This window comes from Noviherbaspirillum agri, from assembly GCF_054780595.1.
Map to the genome: position 1 here is coordinate 124,242 of NZ_BAAGWA010000009.1, position 12,585 is coordinate 136,826.

Sequence of the window (12,585 nt, forward strand, 5' to 3'; positions counted from 1 at the left end):
CGTTAGAACGCCAGAGGCAAACTCAGGCCGATGGAGAAGTTCGGCGAATCGTCCGTGAGGCCAACGCCAGCAGTGATGTTGACTGTCGTCTTAGGCGATACGCGGTAGCCAAGCCCGAAGTTCAGCACGGCCGATGTCTGCGTCTTTGTCTTTGCAGTTGCGCCATTACTGAAGTAGAGCTTTGTTCCTGCAGCAATCGTTTCCTGGAGCGAGACTGAGGTGGTGATCCCGTAGGACAAGGCATAGGCAAAGCCGATGCCAAAGCCAAAGCTCATGCCCGGCTCCACCTTGGTCAGGATGAGGCCATTCCGATTTTGCTTGAGGTCGTCAGCCGACAAGCTGTACGACAGATTCATCGAGCCAAACAGCGCTACCGGATCAACGATGTGATTCAGATTGAAACCGCCGGTAAACGTCGTGACGCCCGATCCGGTTGCCAGCCCTTGGTCTGCAACGACCTTGAACGGGCTTTTCCCGGTAGGCAGTCGCACATTACCGGTGAACGTCATGGACGGGCGACCGCGCTTGACCTCAAACGGCTGCCAGCGGGCGCCGAAACCAAGGTCGCCAACCGAGTGCGACAGCCCATCAAACGCAGGGTTCTCCGAGTACTTCGACACCAGCGGAATGCTCATGCTGCCAGTGAGGTTGTCGCGTACGCCGTAGTCAACAGAAACCGTATTCGTGATCGTGTGGGAGCTGTCATTCACGATATTGAACAGCGTGAGCTCACCGTTGGTTACATCGGCATTGATCCTCTCCTGCCCCACATAGGAATAATTGAAGTCATACGTTGTCTGGAGCCGGCCTCGCTTGATCAGAGAATACTGTTTGTCGACCGCAGTAAGCGTCTGCTTGAGGAGCGTCGTTTGATCGGTGTCCCCTTCTTGCTGCTTCAGCGCGTCACGTGCTGCAGCCGTGCCGGCGGAGTTTTCGGCAGAAGCAGGTGCGCCAGTCTGTTGTGCATAGGCGGGCAATGCGAGTGCAGCAGCAATGACTCCGAGCAGTGGATGAATTTTCATGTCGACTCCCTGTTAGTTGGATGTAATGGCGTGCCCACTTTCGGGCTGCACGATTACTGTCTGTGCAGATACACGCCACCATTGCCTGAATTGAGAGCACGCTCCATCAGGTAAGCGTTTCCCAGCGGCTGAAGATTGACCTGGTCGTTCAGGCGGTCTGTGTCAAACACGCCGAGCTCCTGGTCGGTCAGTGCGAGCTTTCCAAGCACTGGCCGGTTCTTTGGGGGATAGAGAAGAAACAGCGTATTGCGGTCCCACAGGGATGCAAATTCGTGGACGGAAATGACGATATTTCCGGCAGAGGGATCAGCGAGGTACACGAGATCGTCGCGCACGCCGCGAAACACCACGAAATGCTTGAAACCTGCATAGTCGATCGGGACGATGGCAGGATGTTCGAGTGTCAGCAGGTCTTTTACTTCGGCTCGGAAGCCCGCACCCTCCACGCCCAGTGACGCCACATAGCGTTTCATGTCGAGCAGCGAGAAACCGCGGCGCGCAATGATCTTTTCGGTTTCGCCGCGTTCAAGCATACCTTCCATCGCCTGCTGTTCGGTAATGCTGAGTCCGAGGTGGTAATTCAACAAAGTCACCAACGCCGCCGATCCGCAGCTGTAATCAAACGCTTGCCGAACGATATTGCGAAACTTCAGTTCCGAGTGCGGCTCAATCCGCACAGCTTCGGTAACAGAACCACCACCTGCAACAGACTGCTTCAGTTCAAATTGTCCGGGGGGACGATCAAGTGGCTCTCGCAGCGAAGTCACAGCGCTTCCACCAATCACGAATGCAATGGCACCAAGCAAGATCATGAACATATGTTCAATCCCTTCATGTTGTCTCCTCAAAATCCGATGATGCCTGGCGTCGCGATGTTTCCCGCGATCAACCTGCCCGATGTGTCGAGTGATTCTGTGTCGGGCAAACAAGCTTGCTAAGGAGCTTAAATGTACGAGGGAACTTGCTAAGATGAACTCGTCCGAATGGACGATCTGCTATTGCGCGACGTCAAGCGCACAGCTTCTGCGTAGATAGTTGCTGAGTAGAAAAATGCAGCAACCCCCTGTCCCAACGGGCAGTGCCGCGATGTTTCACAAAAAGTTTTTTATGAGAAACAAAAAAAGGAGGCGGCGTGGATTGCGTTGATATGCGCAATTAGGCGATGCCAAATGATTGACACGCCGTTCGGGCACTCGTTAAACGCGGGCGGGCTTGGATCTTGTCTCGCTGCTTCAGCGTGAGAAAAATTCCATCAAGAAATAATTGCTCTCTTGCGCGCGATGGAAATTGCTTCGGTACGGGTGTGTGTACCAAGCTTGATGTTGATGTTACGCAGATGGGTTTTGACCGTCGTGACAGACACGAACAGTTTCTCTGCAATGACCTGGTTTCCATAACCTTGCGCGAGCAACATCAGTACGTCGAGTTCCCGCGTGGTGAGTTCGCTATCCAGCGACGTGGGCTGCACCGGAATCAAAGGTAGATCGTTAGCGGTCGGGAGGCTGGGATGCCTGGACGATTGGACAATCTTTTCGGCAAACACCCGAAGGGCAGTGTTCTCCGGATTCGATAGATCCTTCATTCCTTCCAGCATTTCACGGATCAGGCCGAACAGCGCGCTTCCCTCATCCTTGAAGACCCGTACGAAACCTTCTGTCATCGCATCCTGAAGCGTTTCCCTCACCGTCCTCAACGCGGGATTGCGCTGCCCTGAATGCGATAGCGCCAATGCATAAAGGATTTTTACACGCAACGCATACCGTACTCGCCCGCGCGTATGCGCATCCTGCAGGATCTCTTTCAGCACGGGCAAGGCCGCCACGGCTTGCCCACACTGCAGCTGCAGGCGGCACTGGCTCAATGCAGGCGTCTCGATATCGTTCGCAACCATCTGCAAATCACGGCGCTGCCACGAAGGCGCGCTGCCGACAAGTGCCATCATGGCTTTCGCGGTTTCGAGGTCGCCGTCCAGAATGGCTCCGCGCGCCTGCTCGAGGCGTGCACTATCTACAATCCGCGGCAACCGACGTTGCATTCCGAGCTGCTCCAACTCCAGCAGCGTCTGCAACGCATCGTTTTTTCGCCCCTCGGCACGCAGGATGCGCGCGTAGATCACGTGGCTGGAAATCAATTGGTCAGGAATGCCGGCATCTTTCACCAGGGGCAGATACAACTTCAACAGGCGCTTCGCCTCCTTGAGCGAATCCATTTCATACAAGACCTCGGCGAGGTAGACGCTGGCGAACCCGGTGTCGGCCCCATGACGCTCGGGGCGCCCGGATTCGATGCCGATCAAAGGACCGAAGCGGGCGTTCCCTCCGGTGCGCAGGCGACGCTGCGTTTCATCACCGATCAAGGCAAGCAGGCGCGCACAGGCAGCGCGCAAATGGCCCTGCAGCAAATCCAGCATTCCGCGCACATATCCTGCCACGGCGATACTGAACAAAGGCCCGACAGCGGGATGCTCCTGCGTCGCCTGATCGAGAAGAAGGCGCGCATCCTGGTACCGTCCAACGGTTGCGTAGTAATATGCACATCCAATCATCAGCATGCTGCGCAACAGCGGCTCCTTGTTCGCACTGCTGAGGATTTGCGGATCTTCCCACATCGGTGCAGTCAGCTCGATACGATCCAGCATCACCAGGCTGAAGGTCCTTAGCACGTGACAAGTGGGATGAGGAATAGGCGAAGCCCCCTCTGCGCCCGTCATGGTCTCAAGGAGCGCCAGCGCCTCCTCGCTGCGGTTGATATGAGTCAGCGACCATGCGTAGACGGACATCAGCTTCGGATACGCAAGCAGGCTTGAACGATCCAGGGTATCGAACCAACGCACCAGCACACGTACCCGCCCCTGCAGAAAAAGAGCCTCGGCGTTCTGGCTTAACAACTTAAGTGTCAACACTTGATCGCCGGAAGCAATGGCATGATCGATGGCGTGCGTGGGCCGTTTCTGCTCGGCATACCACTGCGCTGCGCGCCGATGCAGCAAGGAAGCCAGCCCGGGCGACTGGCGGTCGAGCTGAGCACGTAGGAAACCGGCAAACAACGGGTGGTAGCTGAACCACTGCCGCTGCTCGTCCAGCGCGCTCATGAACATGTTGGAGCGCTCGATCTCATGAAGTAGTCTCGCACTGTCATCACGCCCCGTAATCGCGTTGCAGCTCTCTGCGCAAAATTTATGCAATATGCTGGTCTGAAGAATGAACTCCTGCAGGTGCCGGGGTTTCTGCGACAGCACATCTTCTGCCAGATACGACGCCACCACTGTATTTGAACCGGAGAAGGTGCGGATGAAACGCTTGGGATCGTCATGATCTTCCAGCGCCAAGGACGCCAGCCACAATGCCGCAGCCCATCCGTCCGTCACTTGGTGCAGCGTCTCGATATCCTGTCCGTCAAGCTTCAGCTGACGTTTTTCACATAGGAACCGCGTCGTCTCATCCAGGCTGAATCGCAATTGCGAGGCATCGATCTCAAGCAATTGCTGGCGCGCACGCAAGCGACCAACACTCAAGCCTGTCTGCTCACGCGAACCGATCACGATCCTTTGCTGCGGGCCGAGAAGCTCAACCATCTGCTGCACGATCGCAACCGTTGCAGGATTCTGCAGATGCTCAAACTCGTCGAGGATCAGCATGAACGGCAATGGCGTAGAGGCAATGGCAGCGGCCGGATCAAAAGCCGACTCGTCACGCAACCGCAGAAATTCGCGTGCACCGATGCTCGTGAAATGGGAGGAGACGCTCTGGTTCAAATACGTGAAGGCCTGATTAAGGCAATTCATGAACCGGTCGAGATCGTTATCGCCGGCATCAAGCGTCAGCCATGCGATGGCGCACCCACTCGCACTGAACAAATCGTAGACGTGGCGCAATAAGGAAGTGGTTCCGAACCCTGCCGGCGCCTGTACCAGCACCAGCTTGGCATTCCCTGCATGCCGAATCCGCTCGATGACACGCTCGCGCGGCACGAAATGCGCTCCCAATGAGGGAGGCCGGAACTTGGAGGGAAGACTTCGCAGGACTGCCGATCTTTCCCAAGCCTTTTGAGGAATGGCTGCCAATCAAGTCACCATATAAGAGGGGGAAGGTAACAGGCTATTTCCGCCCGCATTCTCTTCGCGTGACGAAGGGAAATTAAGGTCACACAAGATTGCCATCAAAGCAATAGAGAGCCGCTTCTAATTTGCTAGGCGGAAGCTAACGAGGAATAAGCGGGCAGTAGCGTCGGCAGCGACCTTGCCAATTGACACACAACATTGCTGAGGAGAAATGCAAGTAATCACTTGGCTTATGCGGCCAATTGTTTGGCTTCGCTGGTCACCCTGAAGGGGCTGGCCCGTGGGAGTTCTTGTCTTACTATGAAGGCTCTTAGTATTGCTTAAATATTAAGAGCCGTACAAGCCAGATCCGACGCTCGGCTGGCGCTGATATCAACAGCTGAGCACCATGAAGTGTTTTCAAAAGAAACATGGAGCGGCATTGGCGGGTGTAACAAAGAATCCTTTTTGAGAAATTCCTTACCTAATTTGGAGACTATTATATGAAACTGCAACTGATCAAGAAGACCGCTGTTGCCGCTGCTCTGTCCGTATGCGCATTCGCCGCTTCCGCAATGACCCCGATGCAAGATGAGTCCCTGAGCCAAGTCAGCGGCCAGGACGGTGTGTCGATCGCTGCTGATCTGAACATCCGTGTCGGTTCCTTCGTCTATACCGATACTGATGCTGTCGACGCAACCACCGGTTTGGGTGGCGGTTCGATCAGCTTCAATAACATCGCCTTCACCGGCACCATCGGTGTAACGATGGACATCATCAGCAACGCTTCCTTCCTGAGCGACGTGTTCAACCCGACCGTTCTGGGTGTCACTGAGATTGCCGACGCTGTTGATCCTGCAGCTCAAGGCGCAGCTCTGGCAGCGTTCTACCCGGGTGGTGACGTCGTCAAGATCGCAATTCCGGAAATCGAACTGCAACCTAACGCAGCCCTGGACATGTCCGTTGCAGCAATCCGCATGGGCGGCTCCACGGCTTCCTATGGCTCGATCGCTATGAACGACATCCAGTTGCAAGGCACCAAAGTCTACATCTGGGCTCACTAATCTCCGGCCCCCTTGGGGCTAGAGTTTAAAGTTTGACTCGATGTATCTTCGCATCCCCCGGCGCAAGCCGGGGGTTGTGTCTCTGACGCAGTAGCACCCAGTTCCATTTCATGACTATGAGCCTGATTCGCGCTGGACTCGCTTCACTGGGAGCCGCAGCAGCCATGATGCTGTGCGCTGGCCAAGCCTGGGGACAACTTCGCCCGCTATCCGAGCAAGAGCTCTCGGCTGCCCACGGTCAGGGCTTCCTGGACCTCTCGAACAGCAGCAGCGGCGGATTCGATTTCACACGCATCGCCTTTGGAGCCGATGTCACGCTGAATGCGAACCTTCAGAATATCCGCTTGGGCGAATACAACTACGCGACGCGCAATGGCACGGGCGCAGACATCGACATCCCGCTGTTCCAGTTCGGACGCAGCGACGGCACCGACGCGCAGCGCCTGGTGCATATCACGAACCCTTATATTGAATTCGTCTACCGCAATGTCGGAGATGCCGCGACACGCGAGGTTGTTGGCATGCGTCTGGGATTCGACACCATTTCCGGGGACATAGGACTGAAGCTCGCAACGCTCAGTGGTTCGATGCTCGTTGACGGGGGCGCAGCCGGCATGCTGGACTCGCGTACCGATCCGGGCGGCGGCCGGCGATGGGATGGTAGCTGCACCGGTACCTGTCTCAATTTTGCCCAACTCGGCGGCGTACGCGCCGGCGACGCCAGTGGTCCGAGCCGCGATTTCTGGATTTCCGTACTGAAGACTGGCGTGCAGTTCCAGACGCCAGCCGGCATGACGCAAATGCCCGACATGGCGCAGCAGGGCTTCTGGCTGAATTGGCGCGACAGGCTAAGCGCCATCAGTGTCAACGGCGTTGTACCACCGAACTTGCCGCTGGTCCGCTGACAAGATGCAGTCGCTCCTGAAAAATGGTTTGCGCCCGGCCCGTGATGCACTGTTGGGCCTGTGCGGCACGTTGGCCTTGTGCTGCCACTCGGGTCCTGCCTTCGCTGAAGGCATGGTGCCGATGAGCGACGCTTCCCTGTCTTCCGTGCAGGGGCGCGACGGCTTGAGCTTTGACCTTTCCAATTTTTCGATGTCGGGCGATGCGCGATTCACCTATATCGCCCCGTCGCCGTCAACGGCTAGCGCATTCATCAGCAATCCGTTTCTCTCACGTTCTGACGATCCGGCCAATCCCTTTGGCGATCCGTACCGCCTCGACATCATTGAAGGCCCACCCGGCATGGCTGACATCGTTACGCTCGCCTTTCCTGAAAACGCGAATGGGCTAAAGCGCTGGCAAGCGGCATTTGACTGGGGGGTAAACGCTGACGGTATCGCGTTTGATGGTGGCAGCATTGTCGTCAAGGACACGACATTCTACGGAGGGGGCATTCAATGGACGACGCCGCGCGTCGGTGATGGCGTGGCTTTCGGCATGGGGTTGCGCATGGATGTAGGCAACATTTTGCTGCGTCCGCGCGGGCGCGACGACATTACTTTGGCCGACCCGGTCGGCGTTACCGAGCAAATGAATATCAGCGGCATCCATATCGGCGCCGTCGACAGTAGCGGGAACTTGCTGAACACGCCATGGCGAATCGCCGATGTGAACGCCCAGCCGGGCATTTTCAATGCGGTCAGGGACGTCAACGGCAACCCGCGCATGCATTTCGGTATCGATTGGCCGGATGCCAATGGTGCACCGCAGGGCACTCTGCAGATCGACAATATCTCTTTCCGCAGTGATGTCACGGGCAATCTGGATCTTGGTTCCAGTCGTATCGGCTCAATCCAGATCCAGTATCTGGACGTCAACGTGAGGCCCTGAGATGCTCAGAAAACTGCTTGCGGTGATGATCGCGTTGTGTCTCCATGTCGAAGCGTCGGCGCAAGCACCGCTCCCATTGGATGACGCCGAACTGGCGCAAGTCACCGGCGGTGATGGCGTGGGCATTGCTGTGCATCTTGTGCTAAATGATCCATCCATTCCCGGCATGACTCCGAACCGCCGGACATGGGGCTTCAAAGATGGGAATGGCGACTCGACTTATCTGGTATTCCAGAATATGCACGGCAAGATCGACATGTTTGCACTGGGCATCGACATTGAGAAGAAGCCGGACGGCGGCGACTATGTTGCGCTGACCTTGCCGACCCACCTCAGGTTCACCGATTTCGGCGTTGACTCAATCAGCGCCCAGATTGATCCGGCTGCGCCCGTCAGCGGCAGCATTGGCAGCTTCAACATTGACGGCAATCTTTCCATGCAGGGACAAATGAGGTTCTGGGCACACTAGGCTGTGTTTGACAAGTGTAGCGAGCGGTTCGGAGTGGTGTCGAGGAGCGCACGCGTACGACTGGTACGCCGAGCACCTCAGACATCAATCCGGGCCGCGCAGTAGCTTGTCAAACGCGGCATAGAGCATTTTTCCCCTAACCGTACGCGCCTCGCCGGCCGCATTTCGCCGGCCGCACCCAATCACGAGCCGGCGATGCTCGCCATATCTCACGTACAACTGCGCTTCTCGGACTCGGCGTCCCCGCCCGACCTTGGCTGCGGCCGGCGAGGCGCATACGGTCAGGTTAAAAAAGCCCTAAGGGCTACGCAGAACAAGGCCGCGCGCCGCGCATCCTGACTTCGGGCGGTACGCGGCATTGCACATCCTCGCCATGGTCCCGCCATGGCTGCAGCTTGTGCCTTGTCCTTGTGCCTTGTGCCCCATCCCGAATTCAGGCGCGTGCCATTCCGAGACTTGTTCAGCGTAGCCTTGAGGCGCGTTCATCCTGACTGGCTCCACATCGTCGGGACTCACCGGGCACCTTGCGGACTTGCTGACCGCATTTTTCGATCAATTGGATCCGCGTGAGGAATGAAGCCTCAATAGATTGGAGATGTCGTCGGCCGCAACCGGCCGGCTAAAGAGATAGCCTTGCATGCTGTGGCAGCCGTTTTCGATGAGAAAACGTTCCTGCTCGCGAGTCTCCACCCCTTCCGCCACGACTCGCAGATGCATGCTGTTGCCAAGGGCGATGATCGCGCAAGTAATCGCCGATCCGTTGGCATCACTGCCGATATCCTGCGTGAACGACCGATCGATCTTCAGTTTATCGATGGGGAAGCGCTTAAGTTGCGAGAGACTGGAATAGCCAGTGCCGAAATCATCGATCGAGAACGTCACGCCTAGCTGCCGCAGTTCAGACATCACGCCAATCACATGTTCCGGCCGTTGCATGATCATGCTCTCGGTTAATTCCAGTTCAAGATATTTGGCAGGCAAGCCGGTTTCCTGCAGTGCCTGCTTGACCCGCGATGAAAAATCCTCCTGCCGGAACTGGCGGGCGGACACATTGACGGCCACCTGCAGGTCTGAATAGCCGAGTGCATGCCATGCCTGCGTCTGACGGCATGCTTCACGCAGAACCCACAAGCCGATTTCGGCAATATGCCCCGTCTCCTCCGCAATCGGAATGAAGCGCGCGGGCGACACCATCCCCAGCGTCGGATGCCGCCAGCGAACCAGCGCTTCCATGCCGGTGACACGGCCGCTGCCAAGATCCACTTGCGGCTGGTACACCAGGTGGAACTCCTGCCGCTGCAATGCATGACGCAGATTGCTCTCGATCTGAAGACGCTCGACCGAAGCGCGGTTCATCTCTTCGCGGAAGAACTGGATGCTGCCCTCTCCGCTGTCTTTGGCGTGATGCAGCGCAACGTCTGCATGTTTGAGCAAGAGTTGTGGCGTCTCCCCGTCTTCCGGATAAATGCTGATGCCGATACTCGCACTCACACGCACTTCATGGCCTTCCAGCATGAAGCTGCGGCCGAGGTCCGCCAGGACGCGCTCCGCCAGTCCGGCAGCCGACTGTGCGTCGTCCAGCTCCTCCAGCACGACGGTGAATTCATCGCCGATGTGCCGGGACACGGTATCGGAGTCGCTCATCAGTGTGCGCAGGCGATCCGCCACCGCGACCAGCAGGCGGTCCCCGATGTGATGCCCCAGCACTTCATTGATATGCGCCAGACGGTTCACATCGATGGCGAGCAAGGCGACGCGATGGTGATGATGCCCTGCTTTCAGCAAGGCATGCTGGAGGCGGTCGTGCAGCAAGGCCCTGTTCGGCAAACCTGTCAGGCCGTCAAAGTACGACAGGCGCGCAATCTCGTCCTGCGCTGCCTTGGCATGAGAAACGTCGCTAAAGATGCCGATGTAGTTTGTCACCTTGCCGTCCGCATCGCGCACCTGGCGCAGGGAGAGCTGTTCCGAGAAGTCGTCGCCTGACTTGCGGCGGGTGGTGATTTCGCCGCTCCAGAACCCCTGTTCTTCAACCGCCTGCCACATGGTCTTATCCAGGGCTTTATCCGGCGCCTTGTCCTCGGATTCCGGCAGGAAGATGCCGTGCCGGCGGCCGATGACTTCCTCTTCTCGGTAGCCGGTGATGGCGCAGAAGGCATTGTTGACTTTCAGGATGTGTCGTTCGGCATCCATGATCGCAATGCCCTGCGCGCTGTTTTCGAATACCGTGGCGGACAGGCGCAACGCTTCTTCGGCGCGCTTGAGCTCCGTAATGTCGACCATGATGCCGCGCAGCAGTACCGGATGCCCATCGCGCATAGAGACGCTGACAGAATCCCTGAGCCAGACAATACGTCCGTCTTTCGCGCGCATCCGGTACTCGGACGTATGGTTTGCGCCAAGTTCAATTTGCTCGGAACAAAAACGCGCAGTCTCGTCACGGTCGTCGGGATGGACATGGGCAGCCCAAAAGCCTTCCTCGTACCACGCTTCGACGGGATAGCCGAGGATGCGCTCGGCATGCGCGCTGACAAAGCTGAAGCAGAAGGTCACCGGGTCTGATTCCCAGACGATGCCTTCAATGCTGTTGACCAGGGATTCGAAACGCTGTTGCGCCAGCGTCGGGCTTTCGGTCAATGAACCGGCGGCACGGGTAAGTGGTTTGTGCATGAATCAATAAAAATCAGGCTGCTTACAGTCGACGCCTAAGCGATGCCCACGTAATGCCTAAGCGATGCCGCCATTACCGGACCAATTGCAAAACGCACCCGCAAGCGCAGGCGTGAATTGGCGAGAGAAAGCAGGAACGGGTCGCAGTCATTTGAGAACGGACCGGCAGCCGGCGCGGCTGCCTGGTACCTGAGGCCGGCAGAATTACTTTGCTTCTGCCGCTTCCTCTTCCTTTTCCGCGTCCATCACGAGGTTGAGCCCGCCGGCACCGCCCTCGCCGGCCGCGCCCCGCGTACCCCGCAGCTTGATCTGCAGGCGCAGCTCGTTGGCAGAGTCGGCATTGCGGATGGCTTCGTCGTAGCTGATGTGGCCGGCGTTGTACAGGTCGAACAATGCCTGGTCGAAGGTGCACATGCCGAGCTCGCGCGACTTCGCCATGGTTTCCTTGATGCCGTGGAACTGGCCTTTCAGGATCTGTTCTGCGATCGTCGGCGTGTTCATCAGGATTTCGATCGCGGCCTTGCGGCCCTTGCCGTCCTCCGTGCGCACGAGGCGCTGCGATACGATGGCCCGCAGGTTGGACGACAGGTCGCCGAGCAATTGCGCGCGGCGCTCCTCGGGGAAGAAGTTGATGATGCGGTCGATGGTCTGGTTGGCGTTATTGGCATGCAACGTGCCGAGGCACAGATGCCCTGTCTCGGCAAAGGCAATGGCGTGCTCCATCGTCTCGGTATCGCGGATCTCGCCGATCAGGATCACGTCCGGCGCCTGGCGCAGCGTGTTCTTCAGCGCGTGGTGCCAGGAATGCGTATCCACGCCGACCTCGCGATGCGTGATCAGGCAGGACTTGTTCTTGTGGACATACTCGACCGGATCCTCCACCGTGATGATGTGGCCGGAAGAGCTCGCATTGCGGTGGTCAATCATGGCCGCCAGCGTGGTCGACTTGCCGGACCCAGTGCCGCCGACGACCAGCACGAGACCGCGCTTGGTCATGATCACGTCTTTGAGGATCTCCGGCAGTTGCAGCTTCTCGAAGCTCGGGATCTCGGCGGCGATGGTGCGGATTACCATGCCCGTCTGCTGCTGCTGGACGAAGACATTGACGCGGAAGCGGCACACGTTCGGGATCGAAATCGCAAAATTGCATTCCAGCTCAGCCTCGAATTCCGTGCGCTGTTTTTCATTCATCAGCGACAGCGCCAACTTCTTCGTGATGTCGCCGTTCAGCTTCTGCTGGCTCAAGGGCTTCATTGCGCCCTGGTGCTTCATGCTGGGTGGAAAGTCGGCGGAAATGAACAGGTCCGAACCACCGGCTTGGTGCATCAGCTTCAGCAACTGATGCATATAGGCACGGGCCTCATCGGGGCCAAAGCTGGACGACATAAAAGCCTTTCAATGCAAATCTTTCAATAGCCGAAACACGCAGGCGCGAACAGCGCGCGCATGCTCGGCGAAAAGTCGGGTCCAATTATGTTTCCGCACGGATAC

At 57.6% G+C, this 12,585-nt stretch carries 9 protein-coding genes; 4 read left to right on the forward strand and 5 right to left on the reverse strand.

Annotated features, from left to right (window positions below; genetic code table 11):
* Positions 1-2: 2 nt before the first annotated feature.
* From ACYVIA_RS15920 to ACYVIA_RS15930, 3 genes are all read right to left on the reverse strand, one after another.
* Positions 3-1,022, reverse strand: coding sequence for a transporter (locus tag ACYVIA_RS15920; RefSeq protein ID WP_460842457.1), 1,020 nt, complete (start codon positions 1,020-1,022; stop codon positions 3-5).
* Between the two features lie 53 nt (positions 1,023-1,075).
* Complete coding sequence (locus ACYVIA_RS15925) at positions 1,076-1,951, reverse strand: C39 family peptidase (RefSeq protein WP_460842460.1); 876 nt, start codon at positions 1,949-1,951, stop codon at positions 1,076-1,078.
* A gap of 323 nt (positions 1,952-2,274) precedes the next feature.
* Entirely contained in the window at positions 2,275-4,992 is a 2,718-nt protein-coding gene (locus ACYVIA_RS15930) for a LuxR C-terminal-related transcriptional regulator (RefSeq protein WP_460842462.1), read from the reverse strand.
* A 572-nt stretch (positions 4,993-5,564) separates the two neighbouring features.
* On the opposite strand from ACYVIA_RS15930, the gene ACYVIA_RS15935 reads away from it, so the two are divergent.
* The 4 genes from ACYVIA_RS15935 (at position 5,565) to ACYVIA_RS15950 (ending at position 8,427) form a co-directional block, all read left to right on the forward strand.
* A complete protein-coding gene (locus tag ACYVIA_RS15935; RefSeq protein WP_460842464.1) occupies positions 5,565-6,125 on the forward strand; it encodes a DUF6160 family protein in 561 nt (186 codons plus the stop codon).
* Between the two features lie 110 nt (positions 6,126-6,235).
* A complete protein-coding gene (locus ACYVIA_RS15940; protein WP_460842465.1) occupies positions 6,236-7,030 on the forward strand; it encodes a hypothetical protein in 795 nt (264 codons plus the stop codon).
* Between the two features lie 190 nt (positions 7,031-7,220).
* The gene (locus ACYVIA_RS15945; RefSeq protein ID WP_460842467.1) at positions 7,221-7,958 is read left to right on the forward strand and encodes a hypothetical protein; all 738 of its coding nucleotides are present in this window, start codon (positions 7,221-7,223) and stop codon (positions 7,956-7,958) included.
* A 1-nt stretch (position 7,959) separates the two neighbouring features.
* Positions 7,960-8,427 (forward strand): hypothetical protein, encoded by a 468-nt coding sequence (locus ACYVIA_RS15950; protein ID WP_460842469.1) that lies wholly within the window; start codon positions 7,960-7,962, stop codon positions 8,425-8,427.
* Positions 8,428-8,979: 552 nt separating this feature from the next.
* Here ACYVIA_RS15950 and ACYVIA_RS15955 read toward each other — a convergent pair.
* Together ACYVIA_RS15955 and ACYVIA_RS15960 are read right to left on the reverse strand one after the other, a co-directional pair.
* Complete coding sequence (locus ACYVIA_RS15955; protein ID WP_460842471.1) at positions 8,980-11,094, reverse strand: sensor domain-containing protein; 2,115 nt, start codon at positions 11,092-11,094, stop codon at positions 8,980-8,982.
* A gap of 204 nt (positions 11,095-11,298) precedes the next feature.
* Entirely contained in the window at positions 11,299-12,480 is a 1,182-nt protein-coding gene (locus ACYVIA_RS15960) for a PilT/PilU family type 4a pilus ATPase (RefSeq protein WP_460842473.1), read from the reverse strand.
* Positions 12,481-12,585: the final 105 nt, after the last annotated feature.